This window comes from Streptantibioticus cattleyicolor NRRL 8057 = DSM 46488 (assembly GCF_000240165.1).
GTDB lineage: Bacteria > Actinomycetota > Actinomycetes > Streptomycetales > Streptomycetaceae > Streptantibioticus > Streptantibioticus cattleyicolor.
Genome location: NC_017586.1, coordinates 3,986,937 through 4,004,206 on the forward strand (window position 1 = coordinate 3,986,937; position 17,270 = coordinate 4,004,206).

The 17,270-nt window shown below is 73.9% G+C and carries 17 protein-coding genes; all 17 read left to right on the top strand.

The features are described 5' to 3' along the window. Nucleotides 1-108 precede the first annotated feature (108 nt). On the top strand, nt 109-990 hold the full coding sequence (locus SCATT_RS17525; RefSeq protein WP_014144430.1) for a bifunctional methylenetetrahydrofolate dehydrogenase/methenyltetrahydrofolate cyclohydrolase: 882 nt from the start codon (nt 109-111) through the stop codon (nt 988-990). Next, nucleotides 980-1,405 carry a DUF3017 domain-containing protein gene (locus SCATT_RS17530; RefSeq protein WP_014144431.1) on the top strand — a complete coding sequence of 142 codons (426 nt, stop codon included), beginning with the start codon at nt 980-982 and terminating at the stop codon, nt 1,403-1,405. The genes SCATT_RS17525 and SCATT_RS17530 overlap by 11 nt, the downstream gene beginning before the upstream one ends. Before the next feature lie 202 nt (nt 1,406-1,607). Further along, a complete protein-coding gene (locus SCATT_RS40365) occupies nt 1,608-2,387 on the top strand; it encodes a helix-turn-helix domain-containing protein (protein WP_014144432.1) in 780 nt (259 codons plus the stop codon). Nucleotides 2,388-2,752: 365 nt separating this feature from the next. Then, complete coding sequence (locus SCATT_RS17540) at nt 2,753-3,241, top strand: hypothetical protein (protein WP_014144433.1); 489 nt, start codon at nt 2,753-2,755, stop codon at nt 3,239-3,241. A 206-nt stretch (nt 3,242-3,447) separates the two neighbouring features. After that, on the top strand, nt 3,448-4,437 hold the full coding sequence (locus SCATT_RS17545; RefSeq protein ID WP_014144434.1) for a malate dehydrogenase: 990 nt from the start codon (nt 3,448-3,450) through the stop codon (nt 4,435-4,437). A gap of 152 nt (nt 4,438-4,589) precedes the next feature. Further along, on the top strand, nt 4,590-6,356 hold the full coding sequence (locus SCATT_RS17550) for a hypothetical protein (protein WP_014144435.1): 1,767 nt from the start codon (nt 4,590-4,592) through the stop codon (nt 6,354-6,356). A 41-nt stretch (nt 6,357-6,397) separates the two neighbouring features. Beyond that, on the top strand, nt 6,398-6,949 hold the full coding sequence (locus tag SCATT_RS17555) for a hypothetical protein (RefSeq protein WP_014144436.1): 552 nt from the start codon (nt 6,398-6,400) through the stop codon (nt 6,947-6,949). 1 nt (nt 6,950) lies between these two features. Continuing rightward, nucleotides 6,951-7,820 (top strand): hypothetical protein, encoded by an 870-nt coding sequence (locus SCATT_RS17560; protein WP_014144437.1) that lies wholly within the window; start codon nt 6,951-6,953, stop codon nt 7,818-7,820. Nucleotides 7,821-7,963: 143 nt separating this feature from the next. After that, on the top strand, nt 7,964-9,481 hold the full coding sequence (locus SCATT_RS17565) for an aldehyde dehydrogenase family protein (RefSeq protein ID WP_014144438.1): 1,518 nt from the start codon (nt 7,964-7,966) through the stop codon (nt 9,479-9,481). 77 nt (nt 9,482-9,558) lie between these two features. After that, entirely contained in the window at nt 9,559-11,121 is a 1,563-nt protein-coding gene (locus SCATT_RS17570; protein ID WP_014144439.1) for a GMC family oxidoreductase, read from the top strand. Beyond that, nucleotides 11,118-12,215, top strand: coding sequence for a quaternary amine ABC transporter ATP-binding protein (locus tag SCATT_RS17575; RefSeq protein ID WP_014144440.1), 1,098 nt, complete (start codon nt 11,118-11,120; stop codon nt 12,213-12,215). Before SCATT_RS17570 ends, SCATT_RS17575 begins: the two co-directional genes overlap by 4 nt. Continuing rightward, nucleotides 12,212-14,191, top strand: coding sequence for an ABC transporter permease (locus SCATT_RS17580; RefSeq protein WP_014144441.1), 1,980 nt, complete (start codon nt 12,212-12,214; stop codon nt 14,189-14,191). Before SCATT_RS17575 ends, SCATT_RS17580 begins: the two co-directional genes overlap by 4 nt. A 2-nt stretch (nt 14,192-14,193) precedes the next feature. Next, the gene (locus SCATT_RS17585; protein WP_014144442.1) at nt 14,194-15,162 is read left to right on the top strand and encodes an ABC transporter substrate-binding protein; all 969 of its coding nucleotides are present in this window, start codon (nt 14,194-14,196) and stop codon (nt 15,160-15,162) included. Between the two features lie 31 nt (nt 15,163-15,193). Then, the gene (locus SCATT_RS17590) at nt 15,194-15,595 is read left to right on the top strand and encodes a helix-turn-helix domain-containing protein (RefSeq protein ID WP_014144443.1); all 402 of its coding nucleotides are present in this window, start codon (nt 15,194-15,196) and stop codon (nt 15,593-15,595) included. A gap of 72 nt (nt 15,596-15,667) precedes the next feature. Beyond that, nucleotides 15,668-16,075 carry a VOC family protein gene (locus SCATT_RS17595; protein ID WP_014144444.1) on the top strand — a complete coding sequence of 136 codons (408 nt, stop codon included), beginning with the start codon at nt 15,668-15,670 and terminating at the stop codon, nt 16,073-16,075. 91 nt (nt 16,076-16,166) lie between these two features. Continuing rightward, nucleotides 16,167-16,667, top strand: coding sequence for a carboxymuconolactone decarboxylase family protein (locus tag SCATT_RS17600; protein WP_014144445.1), 501 nt, complete (start codon nt 16,167-16,169; stop codon nt 16,665-16,667). A 223-nt stretch (nt 16,668-16,890) separates the two neighbouring features. Continuing rightward, the gene (locus SCATT_RS17605) at nt 16,891-17,253 is read left to right on the top strand and encodes a hypothetical protein (RefSeq protein WP_014144446.1); all 363 of its coding nucleotides are present in this window, start codon (nt 16,891-16,893) and stop codon (nt 17,251-17,253) included. Nucleotides 17,254-17,270 lie beyond the last annotated feature (17 nt).

A 17,270-nucleotide genomic window follows, 5' to 3' on the forward strand; every position in this document is an offset into this window, starting at 1 on the left:
GTCCTAGGCGGCACCTGTGATGTCCAGACGAGACCGCCGGGCACGGCCGGGGGCGGCGCGGGCGGCGCCGATTGGTTCGCCACGGGGCCGATCCGCGAGGATGGGGCCATGACCGCCCAGATTCTCGATGGCAAGGCCACCGCCGCCGCGATCAAGTCCGAGCTCGCCGTCCGCGTCGAGGCGCTGAAGGCCCGGGGCATCACCCCCGGCCTCGGCACCATCCTGGTCGGGGACGACCCGGGCAGCCACATCTACGTCGCGGGCAAGCACCGCGACTGCGCCCAGATCGGCATCGCCTCCATCCAGCGTGAACTCCCCGCGAGCGCCACGCAGGAGGAGATCGAGGCGGTCGTCCGGGAACTCAACGACAACCCCGCCTGCACCGGCTACATCGTCCAACTCCCGCTGCCCAAGGGCGTGGACACCAACCGGGTGCTGGAACTGATGGACCCGGCCAAGGACGCCGACGGGCTCCACCCGACGAGCCTGGGCCGGCTGGTGCTGGGCCAGCGGGCGCCGCTGCCGTGCACCCCCAACGGCGTCATCAAGCTGCTGCGCCGCCACGACGTGCCGCTCGCCGGCGCCCACGTGGTCGTGGTCGGCCGGGGCATCACCGTCGGCCGGTCGCTGCCGCTGCTGCTCACCCGGCGCAGCGAGAACGCGACCGTCACCCAGTGCCACACCGGCACCCGTGATCTGCCCGCGCTGCTGCGCCAGGCCGACATCGTGGTCGCCGCGGCCGGCGTGCCGCACCTGATCAAGCCGGAGGACGTCAAGCCGGGCGCGGCCGTGCTCGACGTGGGCGTCAGCCGGGACGAGAACGGCAAGATCCTCGGCGACGTCCACCCCGGGGTGCGCGAGGTGGCCGGCTGGCTGTCGCCCAACCCGGGCGGGGTGGGCCCGATGACCCGGGCGATGCTGCTGGCCAACGTGGTGGAGGCGGCGGAGCTGGCCGGGGCGGGCGCCGCCGGCGCGGGCCATGCCGGCTGACGCGCCGAAGCCGGAACGGCCCGCCTCCGGCGGCAGCCGGCGCTTCCCCGAGCACACCACCGGCACCTCCCGGCCGGAGGGCGGCGGCCGGGCGGCCGGCGGCACCCACTCCGCCCCGGCCCGGCAGTGGCCGCTGCTGACGGTGGTCGCCGGGGTGGCGCTGGGGCTGCTGATCACCGCGGCCGGGGAGTTCCGGGCCGGGCTGATCGTGGTGGGGGCCGCGCTGCTGTTCGGCGCGGCGCTGCGGTGGCTGCTGCCGTCGGTGGGGATGCTGGCGGTACGCAGCCGGTTCACCGACCTGATCACCTACGGGGTGCTGGGGGTGGCCGTGGTGCTGCTGGCGCTGATGGCCCCGCCGCGGCCGATCGTGCACATCCCGCTGCTGGACGACATCGTCCGGTTCGCCGTGCGCTGAACCCCGCCGCCGTTCCCGGTGCGGGGCGGGCGGGACGGCCGGGGTGGCCGAGGAAGGCGGGAACTGTCCGCTCCCCGTGGGTAGTGACATTGAGGACGCGACGGACTGCGGACAGTCGCCGTCGCCGGCCCCGACCCGGCCGGCGACCGCCCGCACCGGACGTGGCCGCCGGGGAGGAGACCGCACCGGGACGGGGAGGGACATGGCACGCTGGCAGCCGCTTCCGGAGGAGCTGGCGCCCGAGTTACGCCGTCTGACGCTGCACCTGCGCCGGCTCACCGACCGCACCGGGCTGAGCCTGGCCGCGCTCGGCGCCACCACGGCGTACGACCCCGCCCAGTGGGACCGTTACCTCAACGCGGCCGACCTCGTACCGCGGCAGGCGGTGCACGCCCTCGTCGCGCTGGCCGGCGCCGACCCGGACCGGGTGTCGGCGCTGTGGGAGGCGGCGGCGTGGCAGGCGCTCACCGGCGCCCGCCCCCGCACGGCCGACCAGCCGCGTACCGTGCGCCGGGCCCGGTCCGCCGCCCCGGCCGTGGTCACCGCCACCGCCCGCCGCGTCCCGGCCCCGCGGACCCCGGCGGACGGGGCGCCCCGGACGGCCGGGCGCCCGGGGAAGGCACCCAGTGCCGCATCCCGGGCGCCGGGCGGCCCGCCGGCGGCGTGCGGACGCGGCGGAGGCGTGGTTTTCGGCCACCGGGAGGCGTGGTGGGTGCGGGCCGGGGGCGGTACGGCCGGCGGCGCCGATCTCACCACGGCGCTGCGCGCGGAACGCCGCGCCCGGCACCGCCGCGCGCTGCTGGCCGCCCTGGTGGCCATCGCCGTCCTCGGGCTCGGACTCGCCAGCGGGCTCGCCCTGTTGCGGGGCGGCGCGGCGAAGACACCACCGGTGCGCTGCCGCCCCGCCGCCCGCTGCGACGGCACGGCGGCGCCGTCCCCGACGTCAACGGCCGTCTCCCGCCGCTCACCCGGTCGGCGCTGAACGCGGGCCGGCGCCCCGGATCCGCCGCCGCCGGACGGGGCCGAGGACAACACCACGTGGGACCGCCCGCCCGCCCCGCGCGACGGCCGGGCCGGCCTCCCGCCGCTCACCTGCCCGGGCTAACCCCTGAGTGCGCAATCGGCGTTTCCGGGGAACCACCCAAGCGGCACGCCACGTTCCCCACAGCAGGGGCAACCCGGGGCAGGGGAGGGGACATGACCCGAATCCGTCGACTTCCGGAGGAACGGGACGGGGCGCTACGGAAGTTGGCACACACTGTCCGACGGCTCGCACGGCATGACGGCGGCGGAACGCACCCCGCCCGTGGCGAGCGCCCCCGCCGGCCCGTCCCGCCGCCGGCCGAGGTGAGCGAACGTCACGACCGCGCCGCCGACGACGACCGCGTCCCCGGTGCCGTCGTGCCCGGGGTCCGCGACGCGGGCGGCCCCCGTCCGGACGGCACCCATCACGCGGCGGCCGACCCCGACGCGTTCACCCCGGCCCGGCGGCCGGTGACCGGTCCGGCGCCGCCCGGCGCGGCCGGGGAGCCGGCCCCCGGGGAGGGCACCTTCCACCTCTTCGGCGGCCCCGGTGCGGACGGCCCCTCGGCCACCGTGGTGCCCGGTCCGCAGAAGGCGGCGGTGCTCTTCGTGACCGGGCTGGCCGCCGCGCTGGTGGTGCTGATCGGCGCCGTCGTCTGCTTCGGCATCGGCCGTCCCGCCCCGGCGCCGCCCGCCGTCCCGCCGCCGGTGACCGCCGTGCCCGCCTCCGTGCCGGCCCCCTCCCCGTCGTCCTCGCCGTCCCTCACCCGCCTGCCCGGCCGCCCCGCCCACCACACGGCCCTGGGCGGCTGACCGCCTCGCGGGGCGTGTACTCCGTCCCGGCACGGCTGTCCGCGTAGTGGGACGGACCACACCGACCCGGGGATTTCCGCGGCGTCCCGTCCGATAGCCTGACGGCGGTTGTCTCGGTATCGAGAGAACCGGATCAGGGGCCGGGGACGCCCACCGTCCTGGGGACCGGGGGTATCCCCCCGCAAACCACAGCGCAGGAGATCGCAATGACCCGCACTCCCGTCAACGTCACCGTCACCGGTGCGGCCGGCCAGATCGGCTACGCACTGCTCTTCCGCATCGCCTCCGGCCAGCTCCTCGGCGCCGACGTCCCGGTGAAGCTGCGCCTGCTGGAGATCCCGCAGGGCCTCAAGGCCGCCGAGGGCACCGCCATGGAGCTCGACGACTGCGCCTTCCCGCTGCTGCGCGGCATCGACATCTCCGACGACCCGAACGTCGCCTTCGCCGGTGCCAACGTGGCGCTGCTGGTGGGCGCCCGGCCGCGGACCAAGGGCATGGAGCGGGGCGACCTGCTGGAGGCCAACGGCGGCATCTTCAAGCCGCAGGGCAAGGCGATCAACGACCACGCCGCCGACGACATCAAGGTGCTGGTGGTCGGCAACCCGGCCAACACCAACGCCCTGATCGCCCAGGCCGCCGCGCCGGACGTACCGGCCGAGCGCTTCACCGCGATGACCCGCCTGGACCACAACCGCGCGGTCACCCAGCTGGCGAAGAAGCTGGGCGCCTCCGTCGAGGACGTCAAGAAGCTGACGATCTGGGGCAACCACTCCGCCACCCAGTACCCGGACGTCTTCCACGCCGAGGTCGCCGGCCGCAACGCCGCCGAGGCCGTCAACGACGAGAAGTGGCTGGCCGAGGAGTTCATCCCGACCGTCGCCAAGCGCGGTGCCGCCATCATCGAGGCGCGCGGCGCCTCCTCCGCCGCGTCGGCCGCCAACGCCGCCATCGACCACGTCCACACCTGGGTCAACGGCACCGCCGAGGGCGACTGGACCTCCATGGGCGTCGTCTCCGACGGCTCCTACGGGGTGCCCGAGGGCCTGATCTCCTCGTTCCCGGTGACCACCAAGGACGGCACGTTCGAGATCGTGCAGGGCCTGGAGATCAACGAGTTCTCCCGCACCCGCATCGACGCCTCCGTCAAGGAGCTGGAGGAGGAGCGCGCCGCGGTGCGTCAGCTCGGCCTTCTCTGACATAGCGTCAGCTTCTCGGTCCGGGTCCGCACGGCGGGTCCGGACCGAGGCGTTTTCCGGACCGTCGCGCACAGCTGTGACGCGCCCCCTACAATGAGCCACCCGCGGCGGGAGAAGCCCCGCCGACGTGGGAGTTGCCTTGGGGGGGGACCATGGGCGCCGAGGGTTACGTACCCGGAGGCCGGACGACACAGTGGCAGACGCCGGTTCCGCCGCCCGCCCCGCCGTTCGTCCCCGGACCACCGCCGTCCGCCGCGCCCCGGGTCCCCGGGAGCACCCCGGCCACCAGCGAGGCCACCCGGCTGCTGTGCGCCGGCGTCTACCTCGACCACGTCTTCCGGGACCGGGTCATCGAGGAACTGGCCGAGCACGAACACCGGCCGGTGGCACCGTCGTTGGGGATCGACGCGGTGCCGGTGCTGGCGCACGCGCTGCGCGCCCGGCGCCGGGACGTGTTGACCGCGCTGGCGCTGCTGGCGGTGTGGGTGGGCTTCCCGCTGCTGTCCGCGCTGGTGTCGGCCTCCGCGACGAGCTTCGACCCGTTCTCCGGGCTGCTGCCGCTGGGGCTGTCGGGGCTGCTGTCGGTGATCGGCGCGTCGCTGTACGGGTGGGTGTGCCTGGCGTTGTGGGCGGCGTGCAAGGTCGCCGGTCGCCGGGTCGGCGGATGGGCGACCGACGGCACGCGCAACGCGGTGGGCCCGGGCCGCCGCAGGTTCGGCGCGGCGCTGACCTTCTCGGCCCGGATGTTCGCGGTCTACTACTGGATCGTGGCGGTGGCCTCGCTGTTCGCGTTGCAGTTCGGCATGGTCGTGCTGCCGCTGCTGGTGGCCGCGGTGACCGACTGGCCGCGGCGGTGGACGGCCCGTACGTTCCGCACCGAGCTGCGGCCCGAGGTGTTCGCGGCGCGGCCGAGGCCCCCGATGCCGCCCTCGCCCCGTTACCAACGCATCGTCGAGGCGATCGACCGCGAGCAGTACTCCCCGCTGACCGTCTACGACCCCTTCCGGCCGTTCATCGGGGCGGGCGTGCTCACCTACGGGCCGTGGTCGTTCGTGCTGGAGCTCAAGCGCAGGAAGGACGGTCGGGCGGCCGACGGCGGCGACATGACGAGCCGTCAGATCCTGGATCTCGTCAAGCCGCAGCTCGAACGCCTCCGGGTGTCCGCGGGCACCTCACGGGACCGGCTGCGGGAGCTGGAGGTCGAGGAGTGCGTCTTCCTGCCGGCCGGGGTCTCCCGGGAGCGGCTGGCCACCGAGTACCGCCCCGAGTCCGTCGCACGCCACCTGGCCGAGGCGGTCGAGGAGGGCGGCGAGGCACGCCGGCTCTTCCTGCGCGTCCGGGTCGGCGCCTGGCACGAGCAGGTGGTCACCACGGTGCTGGTGCGGGTGCACACCCAAGGCGGCATGCTGGTGCTGGAGTTCGTGCCGCACGTACTGCCGCCGGTGCGCCGGGACTTCCGGCAGGCCGACGCGATCGCGGCCGGCCGTGACGACGGCTTCGCGCGGGTGGCGCTGCGCGCCCTCGTCGCCTCCCCGACCGCCAACGTCGAGGCCGGGATCTCCGCGCTGCGGGTGCTGCGTGACGCGCTGCGGGCGTGGCTCACCAACCCCAGCGAGCGCTACCCGGAGGGCCCGGTGGTCTCGGTACGGGAGCTGGGCAGCGGCGACGCCATGCAGCTCTTCCAGGATCTCGACGTCAGCCGCTACGTCAAGACGATCCAGGACCGCGTGGTCAACGGCGTCCGGGAGGCGCTGCGTTCGCGCGGGTACGAGACGGGCGAGTTCGAGCAGCAGGTCGTCAACGTCAACGGCAACGGGGTCTTCATCGGCGGCTCCATGAGCGGCGGGGCGATCGCCACCGGGGCGCAGGCCACCGCCCGGCACACCGAGGGCACCGGCCGCGACCAGGAGAAGCCGTAGCCGCGCCGGGCGCGGCCGGGAACGGGGAGGACGAGGAGAACATGGGTCGAGGCAGCGGCACCGGAGGCGACGGCACCCCGGGCGAGGAGCCGCCGGCCGCCACCGGCGGTGTGGTGATCGGCGGCAGCATGACCGGCGGGGCCGTCGCCTCCGGCGCCAGGTCGTCGGCGCGCGACGCGAGCCGGCGTGACACGGCGGTCCCGGTCGAGTCGCTGCCGGCCCCGGCCGCCCCGGCGGTACCCGCCGCGCCCGGCCAGGTGTACGTGGCCGGCCACGTCACCGGCGGCGCGGTGGCGGCCGGCGAGGACAGCGAGGCGGTCCACGAGGCGACCACCACCGACGCCGCCCACCGCGAACTGCTGGCCGCCGTCACGCTGCTGCGCGAGCACCTGGCGAGCTTCGCCCGCACCGACGACGTGGCGGCCGTCGACGCCGAACTCGCCGTCGTCCAGGACGAGATCGGCACCACCGGCCGGGCCGACACCGGGCGGCTGCGGTGGCTGCGGGACCGGCTGACGGCCGCCGGCACCGTGCTGGCCGCGCTCTCCTCGGCGGCGACCGTGGCCCAGGCGATCCAAGCGCTGGCCGGCTGAGATGGCCGAGGGTGAGGGGGAGGAGTACTGGGACGCCGAACTCCAGGCGTGGGCGGTGCGTCCGTCGTCCGGGCCGAAGACCCAGGCGTCCGGCGGGCCCGCGTTCGTCCCGGGGCAGTCGCTGTACGCCCCGGGGCCGCCGACGGTGCCCACACCGGTGACCGGGACGGCCGGGGCGACCGGGGCGCGGCGGCCACGGGTCTGGTACGCGGCGGCCGGGGTGGTGGTCTGCGTGGGCCTGGCGTCGGCCGGCTGGCTGCTGCTGGGCTCCGGCGGCCCGCACGGCGGCCACGGCACGGGCACCGCGCCCGGTGCCGTCAGCGCGTCGGCACCGCAGGAGACCGCCGGGTCCCCGACGCCCGGTGCCGCGACGTCCGACGCGCCCACCCCGTCCGCCCCGGCCGCCGGATACACACACGTCGAGGACCCGTTGGGGTTCGCCCTCGACGTACCGAGCGGGTGGACGCGGCGGGAGCAGCCGGCGAGCGACGGCGGGCAGGTCTTCTACAGTGCGGACGGCGACGACCACCTGGTCCAGGTCGGCGTGGTGCACGGGCAGAGCCAGACCCCGTACGAGACGTTCCAGACGATGCAGCGGGAGCTGGCCGCCCAACGCGACGGCTACCAGCTGCACCGGCTGGCCCGGGTGGACGGCGACCCGAACGGGCCGGTGGAGATCGAGTTCTCCTACAACAGCCCCGACCACGGCCCCCGGCATGTGATCGACCGGGGCTTCACCGGGGCCGACGGCACCTTCTACGCGATCCTGGTGGCGGGCCCGGAGGACGAGTGGGACGCCTCCCTGGAGCGCTACCGCACCGTGGTCGCCTCCTTCTGCGCCGACGGCGTCTGCCCGAGCACAAGCCCCTGACCGGCGATTACGCAACCCCTCCGGGCCGAAAGTGAGAGGGAACACTTTCGGCGCGGAAAACGGCATACCCCCGACCCTTCGGGGCACGGCTCCCGGTTGCCGTCGGCGACCCGCGGGCGGCAATCGGGCAAGAAGGGCGAAACGTGCCGGTAGTCGGGACCAGTCATGTCGAGACCATCCATGTGGACGGGGTGTGGCGCGCCGCGGAATCGGGCGCGCGCCGGGAGATCACCGACCCCGCCGACGCGACCACGCTGACTGAGGTCGCCGAGGGCGGGGCCGCCGACGCGGACGCCGCGGTGGCCGCCGCCCGCCGCGCCTTCGACCACGGTCCGTGGCCGGCCACCCCGGTCGCCGACCGGGCCGCGCTGCTGCGCAGGGTCGCCGACCTGCTCCAGCGCGACCGCGAGGAGATCGCCCGCACCGAGAGCCGCGACACCGGCAAGACACTCGCCGAAGGACGCGTCGACGTCGACGACGTCACAGGCGCCTTCCGCTACTTCGCCGACCTGGCCGCGAGCACCGACGGCGGACGCGTGGTGGACGCCGGCAGCCCCACCGTGCACAGCGTCGTGGTCCACGAACCGGTCGGCGTCTGCGCGCTGATCACCCCGTGGAACTATCCGCTGCTCCAGGCGAGTTGGAAGATCGCCCCGGCGCTCGCGGCCGGCAACACCTTCGTGGTCAAGCCCAGCGAGATCACCCCGCTGTCCACCGTCCACCTGATCCGGCTGCTCGCCGAGGCCGGGCTGCCGGACGGGGTGGCCAACCTCGTCACCGGCCCCGGCGACCCGGTCGGCGCGCGCCTCGCCGAACACCCCGGCGTCGACCTGGTCTCCTTCACCGGCGGCCTGGCCAGCGGCACCCGGGTGATGGCCGCCGCCGCCCCCACCGTCAAGAAGGTCGCCCTCGAACTCGGCGGCAAGAACCCCAACGTGGTCTTCGCCGACGCCTGCGCCACCGACGAGGGCTTCGACACCGCGGTCGACCAGGCGCTCAACGCCGCCTTCATCCACAGCGGCCAGGTCTGCTCGGCCGGCTCCCGGCTGATCATCGAGGAGTCGGTCCGCGACCGCTTCGTCGCCGAACTCGCCCGCCGCGCCGAACGCGTCAAGCTCGGCCGCGGCACCGAGGACGGCGTCGAATGCGGCCCCCTGGTCTCCGCCGCCCAACTCGCCAAGACCGAGGAGTACGTCGCCTCCGCCCTCGCCGAGGGCGCCACCCTGCGCTGCGGCGGCGAACGCCCCAAGCCCTCCGACACCCTCCCGGCCACCGGCTACTTCTACCGCCCGACCGTGCTCGACCACTGCCACGGCGGCATGCGGGTGGTACGCGAGGAGGTCTTCGGTCCCGTCCTGACCGTGGAGACCTTCCGCACCGAGGACGAGGCGGTCGCGCTCGCCAACGACACCGAGTACGGGCTCGCCGGAGCCGTGTGGACGGCGGACGCCGGACGCGCCCGGCGGGTCGCCGCCCGGCTGCGCCACGGCACCGTGTGGATCAACGACTACCACCCCTACCTGCCGCAGGCGGAATGGGGCGGCTTCGGCAAGTCCGGCACCGGCCGCGAACTCGGCCCGGCCGGCCTCGACGAGTACCGCGAGGCCAAGCACGTCTACCAGAACCTGGCGCCGGCCCCGGTCCGCTGGTTCGCCGGCTGACCCGCGCCCCGCACCCCTCCCTTCCGCGGAACAGCCCTTCCGCCATCCCCTCATCCCCCACCCCGAGGAGTACCTCCATGCCCGCGTCCACCCGGTTCGACCACCACGACACCGTCTACGACTACGTGATCGTCGGCGGCGGCACCGCGGGGTCGGTGATCGCCTCCCGGCTGACCGAGGACCCCGCCGTGCGGGTGGCCGTGATCGAGGGCGGACCGTCGGACGTGGACCGCCCCGAGGTGCTCACCCTGCGGCGCTGGCTCGGACTGCTCGGCGGCGAGCTGGACTACGACTACCCCACCACCGAACAGCCGCGCGGCAACTCCCACATCCGGCACAGCCGGGCCCGGGTACTCGGCGGCTGCTCCTCGCACAACACGCTGATCAGCTTCAAGCCGCTGCCGTCGGACTGGGCGGAGTGGGTGGCCGCCGGCGCCGACGGGTGGGACGCGCAGGCCATGGAGCCCTACTTCACCAAGCTGCGCAACAACATCGTCCCGGTGGACGAGAAGGACCGCAACGCCATCGCCCGCGACTTCGTGGACGCCGCCCAGCAGGCGCTCGGCGTACCGCGCGTCGAGGGGTTCAACGCCCGCCCGTTCCACGAGGGCGTCGGCTTCTTCGACCTGGCCTACCACCCCGAGGACAACAAGCGCTCCTCCGCCTCGGTGGCCTACCTCCACCCGTTCCTGGACCGCCCCAACCTCCACATCATGCTGGAGACCTGGGCCGGCCGGCTGGAGATGGACGGCAACCGGGCCACCGGGGTGCGGGTACGCACCAAGGACGGCGAGGAGCTGCTGATCGAGGCCACCCGCGAGGTGGTGGTCTGCGCCGGCGCGGTGGACACCCCGAGGCTGCTGCTCCACTCCGGCATCGGCCCCAAGGAGGACCTGTCGGAGCTGGGCATCCCCGTGGTGCACGACCTGCCCGGGGTCGGGGAGAACCTGCTCGACCACCCCGAGTCGGTGATCGTCTGGGAGACCGACGGGCCGATCCCGGAGAACTCCGCGATGGACTCCGACGCCGGGCTCTTCGTCCGCCGTGACCCCGCCTCGCCCGGCCCCGACCTGATGTTCCACTTCTACCAGATCCCGTTCACCGACAACCCCGAACGCCTCGGCTACCTCAAGCCCGAGCACGGGGTGTCGATGACCCCCAACATCCCCAAGCCGCGCAGTCGCGGCCGGCTCTACCTGACCAGCGCCGACCCCTCCGTCAAACCGGCCCTGGACTTCCGCTACTTCACCGACCCCGAGGACTACGACGCCCGCACCCTGGTCGACGGCATCCGCATCGCCCGCGAGATCGCCCGCACCCAGCCGCTGGCCGGCTGGCTGGGGCGCGAGGTCTGCCCCGGACCGGAGGTCACCTCGGACGAGGAGCTGTCGGAGTACGCCCGCAAGGTGGCGCACACCGTCTACCACCCGGCCGGCACCTGCCGCATCGGCGCCGCCGACGACGAACTCGCCGTCGTCGACCCGAGGTTGAGGATTCGCGGCCTGGAGGGCGTCCGCATCGCCGACGCCTCGGTCTTCCCGACCATCCCGTCCGTCAACCCCATGATCGGCGTACTGATGGTGGGGGAGAAGGCCGCCGAGATGATCGCCGCCGACCAGCAGGACGGTGACGCCGCATGACCGCCGTGAGCGCCGCCACCGCCACCGCCCCCGACGCGCCGCTGCGCCGCCGTCCGCCGAGCACCCCGGTCTTCCAGGTACGCGACCTGTGGAAGGTCTTCGGCCCCAAGGCCGACCGGGTGCCCGGCTCCCCGGAGGCCGACCTCGACGCCGCCGAACTGCGCCGCCGCACCGGCTGCACGGTGGCCGTCCGCGACGTGTCGTTCGACGTCCACCCCGGCGAGGTCTTCGTCGTGATGGGGCTGTCCGGCTCGGGCAAGTCCACCCTGGTGCGCTGCCTGACCCGGCTGATCGAGCCGACCGACGGACGGATCGCCATCGACGGCGAGGACGTCCGCGGCATGGACCGCGGCACCCTGCGGCAACTGCGCCGGCACCGGGCCGCCATGGTCTTCCAGCACTTCGGGCTGCTGCCGCACCGCACCGTGCTGGACAACGTCGCCTACGGCCTGGAGATCCAGGGCCGGGGCCGCTCCGAACGGCGCCGCAGGGCCGCCGAGATGGTGGCCAAGGTGGGCCTGGCCGGGCTGGAGGGACGCCGCCCCGGCCAGCTCTCCGGCGGCCAGCAGCAGCGCGTCGGCCTCGCCCGGGCGCTCGCCGCCGACCCCGAAGTCCTCCTGTTCGACGAGCCGTTCAGCGCCCTCGACCCGCTCATCCGCCGCGACATGCAGGAAGAGGTCGTCCGCCTGCACCGCGAGGAGGGGCGCACCATGGTCTTCATCACCCACGACCTGTCCGAGGCGCTGCGCATCGGCGACCGGATCGCCCTGATGCGCGACGGCCGCATCGTGCAGTGCGGCACCCCCGAGGAGATCGTCGGCTCCCCGGCCGACGACTACGTCCGCGACTTCGTCCGCGACGTGCCGCGCGAACAGGTCCTCACGGTACGCAACGCGATGCGCCCGGTCCGCGACGGCGAGGCCGGATCCGGCCCGGCGCTCGCCCCCGGCACGCTGGTGCGCGACGCCATCGAGTCGGTCGCCCGCACCGGCCTCCCCGCCCGGGTCGTCGAGGAGGGCCGCTGCCTGGGCGTGGTCGACCACGCCACGCTGCTGGCCGTGGTGGCCGGCGTCGCCGGGAGGGCCGCCGCATGACCACGCTGACCGCCCTCCCCCGGCAGACCACCGGGCTCCGACATACCGTGCTGCGCCACCCGGCCTCCCGCAAACTCGCCGTGATCGCCGTCCTCGCGGCGGCCGTCACCGGCACCGGGCTCGCCCTCGGCGGCCCCTCCTGGACCGCCGGCGCCTGGCCGCACGCGCTCACCGTCGACGTCTCGCACCCGCTGAAGGCGGCCAGCGACTGGATCGTCGACAACCGCGACACCCACCCGCTCTTCCTCTACTTCTTCGGCTGGATCAGCTACGCCGTGGTGGAGTCGGTGCGCGCCGTCTACCTGCTGCTGCTCGCCCTCGGCTGGGCCGGGGTCACGGTCGCCGCCGGGCTGCTGTCGTGGCGGGTGGCCGGGGTACGGGTCGCGGTCACCGCGGTGGTCTCCTTCGCGGTGTGCGGGGCGCTGGGCATGTGGGTGCCGACCATGCAGACGCTGGCGCTGATGGTGGTCGCGGTGGCCGCCTCGGTGGCGGTCGGCGCGCTGCTGGGGCTGGCCGGCGGGGTCTCCGACACCGCGTTCCGGGCGCTGCGGCCGGTGCTGGACACCATGCAGGTGCTGCCCGCCTTCGCCTATCTGCTGCCGGTGGTGCTGGTCTTCGGCATCGGGGTGCCCGCCGCGGTGCTGGCCACCGTGGTCTACGCGGCCCCGCCGATGGCCCGGCTCACCGCGCTCGGGCTGCGCGGCGCCGACCCCGGCGTGCTGGAGGCGGTCACCTCGCTGGGCGCCACCGCCCGGCAGCGCCTGCTGACCGCCCGGCTGCCGCTGGCCCGCCGGGAACTGCTGCTCGGCCTCAACCAGACGATCATGATGGCGCTCTCCATGGCCGTGATCGCCTCGGTGATCGGCGCCGGCGGCCTCGGCGACCGGGTCTACCAGGCGCTGTCCACCGTGGACGTGGGCAACGCGCTCGCCGCGGGCATCCCGATCGTGCTGCTCGCGGTCGTCCTGGACCGCACCACCGCCGCCGCCGGCCACCGTACCGAACGCGGCACGTCCGGCCGGCGCGCCCTGCTCACCGCGCTCGCCGCGCTGGCCGCCACCGTCCTGGCCGCCCTCGCCGGGCGCCTGGCGCACTCCGCCGTCTGGCCCGACGCCTGGCACCTGGCCATCGCCGCGCCCGTCAACGACGCGGTGAACTGGATGACCGGCCACCTGTACTCCGGCGTCCCGGTGATCGGCGGCACCGCCGACTGGGCGGCCGGCTTCACCTCCTGGGTGCTCGACCCGCTGCGTTCCGGGCTGCAAGGGCTGCCGTGGTGGTCGGTGCTGCTGATCACCGGCGCCCTCGCCTGGCTGATCGGCACCTGGCGCACCGCGCTGACCGCGGTAGCCGCGCTGGCCGTCATCGGCGTGCTGGGCGTGTGGGACCTGTCGATGGACACGCTCTCCCAGGTGCTCGCCGCCGTCGCGGTGACGCTGGTGGTCGGGGTGGCCGTCGGCATCGCGGCGACCCGCAGCAAGCGGCTGGACGCGGCGCTGCGTCCGGTGCTGGACGTCTTCCAGACCATGCCGCAGTTCGTCTACCTGATCCCGGTGGTCGCGCTCTTCGGCGCGGGCCGGGCCCCGGCGGTCGCCGCCGCCGTGGTCTACGCGCTCCCCGCGGTGGTACGGATCACCGCGCAGGGCGTCAAGCAGGTCGACCCCGGCGTGCTGGAGGCGGCGCGGTCGCTCGGCGCCACCCCGGGACAGCGCCTGCGGCAGGTCCAACTCCCGCTCGCCAGGCCCGCGTTGCTGCTCGCCGTCAACCAGGGCGTGGTCCTCGTGCTGGCCGTCGTCATCATCGGCGGCATGGTCGGCGGCGGCGCCCTCGGCTACAACGTCGTCTTCGGCCTCGCCCAGGGCGACCTGGCCACCGGCCTGGTGGCGGGGGCGGCCATCGTCTGCCTGGGGCTGGCGCTGGACCGGGTGACGCAGCCGGCGCCCGGTGCGTCGTCCGCCGAGCGGAAGGGGCGCTGACCATGAGGACCGCCACCAAGCTCACCGCCGCCGTGCTCGCCGCCGTCGCGGTCGCCACCGCGAGCGGCTGCGGCGCCGCCGACATGACCAAGCAGGCCTCCCCCTACGCCGCCGCCCAGGGCGCCCACTCCGTCACGCTCTCCGTGCAGTCGTGGGTGGGTTCCCAGGCCAACGTGGCCGTGGCGAGCTACCTGCTGGAGCACGAACTCGGCTACCACGTCGACACCGTCCAGGTCGACGAGGTCCCCGCCTGGGACGCGCTCAGCCAGGGCCGCGTCGACGCCATCCTGGAGGACTGGGGCCACCCCGACCAGGAGAAGCGGTACGTCGACGACAAGCACACCATCGTCCCCGCCGGCGCCGAAGGGGTCACCGGTCACATCGGCTGGTGGGTACCGAAGTACTTCGCCGACCAGCACCCCGACGTCCTCGACTGGCACAACCTCGACAAGTACGCCGCACTGCTGCGCACCTCCGAGAGCGGCGCCGAGGGCCAACTCCTGGACGGCTCGCCCAGCTACGTCACCAACGACAAGGCGCTGGTGAAGAACCTCCACCTGGACTACCAGCCGGTCTTCGCCGGCTCCGAGGCGGCCCAGATCACCCAGCTCAAGCAGTACGCCAAGGAGAAGAAGCCGTTCCTCACCTACTGGTACGAACCCCAGTGGCTCTTCAATGAGATCCCGTTCGAGGAGGTGAAACTGCCGCCCCACACCCCCGCCTGTGACCGCAAGGCCCCCGAGGACATCGACTGCGCCTACCCCACCACCGCGCTGCGCAAGTACCTCAACGCGGGCTTCGCCCGGCACGGCGGCAAGGCGGCGCGGTTCCTGGAGAACTTCCACTGGACCAAGGAGCAGCAGAACGAGGTGGCCCAGCTCATCGCGGAGCGGAAGCTGTCGCCGGACGAGGCGGCGAAGCGGTGGGTGGAGTCACACCGTTCGGTGTGGAGGGCGTGGATTCCGCGTTAGGCATTGGGGCAGGCCCACCCGGCGTGGTGTGATGGCGGCCGTGAGCCGAGCCGTCGAGGAGACCAACCGCCGGATGCTGAGGGCCCGGGACGCCATGGACCGCGCGTACGCGCAGCCCTTGGACGTCCCGGCCCTGGCCCGGATCGCCCACGTGTCCCCGGCGCATTTCGCCCGCACCTTCCGCGCCACGTTCGGCGAGACCCCGCACCGCTACCTCCAGCGCCGCCGGGTGGAACGCGCGATGTTCCTGCTGCGGGAGACCGACCGCGGCGTCACCGACATCTGCTTCGAGGTCGGCTTCGGCAGCCCGGGGACGTTCAGCCGGACCTTCCGCGACATCGTCGGCCGCTCGCCGCGCGAATACCGGAAGGAATCGGTGCCCATCCGCGTGCCGACCTGCTTCGCCATGGCCTGGACCCGGCCGAGCGGCTGAGCGCGAACACCCCTCGCGCATCGAGCAGTTCTGGATAAGTTTCCGCGCCGCCCGCCCCGTAGCGTTACCCCCATGTTCAACACCATCACGCACTCGCAGATATACGTCCTCGACCAGGACGAGGCCCTCGACTTCTACGTCGGCAAGCTCGGTCTGGAGGTCGCCGCCGACGTCGACCTCGGCTTCATGCGCTGGCTGACCGTCCGCGTCCCCGGCGAGGAGCGCGAGATCCTGCTGGAGAAGCCGGGCCCGCCCGCGTGCTCCGAGGAGACCGCCGCGCAGATCCGCGACCTGGTGACCAAGGGCGCGATGGGCGGCTGGGTCATCCTCCGCACCGACGACTGCCGCAAGACCTACGAGACGCTGCTGGCCAAGGGCGTGGAGTTCACCGAGGAGCCGACCGAGCGGCCGTACGGGATCGACTGCGGGCTGCGGGACCCGTTCGGGAACCGGCTGAGGATCGGCCAGCCGAAGGGCTGAGCGCCGGGGCGAGGGCGGCACGGAATTGACCTGGCTGCGGGACGGTCAAGTGGACCACGCGGCCGGTCCACCCGCTCCGTACGCTGAGGCCATGACCACGACGCCCTCCCACGACACCACCGACCCCCTCGTCCCCGCCCCGCCCCGCCGGCTCGACCTCGGCAAGCACGCCCCCGACTTCTACGAGGCGATGTCCGCCCTCCACAAGGCGGCCTCCACGGGCCTCGACCCGGTGATCGAGGAACTGGTCAAGATCCGCGCCTCCCAGCTCAACGGCTGCGCCTTCTGCGTCGACAAGCACACCCACGAGGCCCGCCGCATCGGCCTGCCCGAGCAGAAGCTCTACGCCATACCCGTCTGGCGCGAAACCCCCTTCTTCACCGCCCGCGAACGCGCCGCCCTCGCCCTCGCCGAAGCCGTCACCCACCTCGACCCCCACCACGGCGTCCCCGACCCCGTCTACGACGAAGCCGCCCGCCTCTTCCCCGAACCCGAACTCACCCGCCTCATCGCCATGTGCGTCACCATCAACGCCTGGAACCGCATCGGCGTGACGTGCCGGATGTCGCCGGGGCGGCGTAGGGAGGGGTGAGGTGAGGTCACGCCGACGACGCGATCGCACGGTTCCCACGAGTGCGGTGGTTGCTGCGTTCTCCTTGCTGACCGCCGGTTGCGGCGGCGCGGCGGATCACCCCGGGAGGGCGGCGGGGCCACGGGCCGACGCCGCCCACGCCCGGGCGGGTTTGGCGGCGGTACTGGACCGGACCTTCGGGGCGATTCGTCCACCGCTCCGGTACAAGGAGTCGTCCCCGACCGTGACCCGGCTGAACAACGTGCTGGGGCGTCCCGACGGGACGGCCGTGCTGGCTCAGGACCGGTACGTCATGACGAAGGTGTCGCAGGCCAAGCGCGGCGCCTTGCTGGGTGTGGTGGAGCGGAGCTGGAAGCGGTTCGGTTACCGCATCGAGTCCGTCAACCCGAGCAAGATCGTTCCCGCGATCTTCGCCGTGACGCCGGACGGGTACGGCGTGAACATCCAGGTCGGCGTGGAGGGAAACGTGTCGTTCGAGGTGGGCAGCCCGTCGTTCCCGTACTCCGAGGATTCCGAGGCCTACGACAGCGGCGGGCTGGAGCCGGACACGATGCCGGACGTGGACGATCCCTTCTGGTCGCGGTGAGAGGGGTCGTCGCCCGG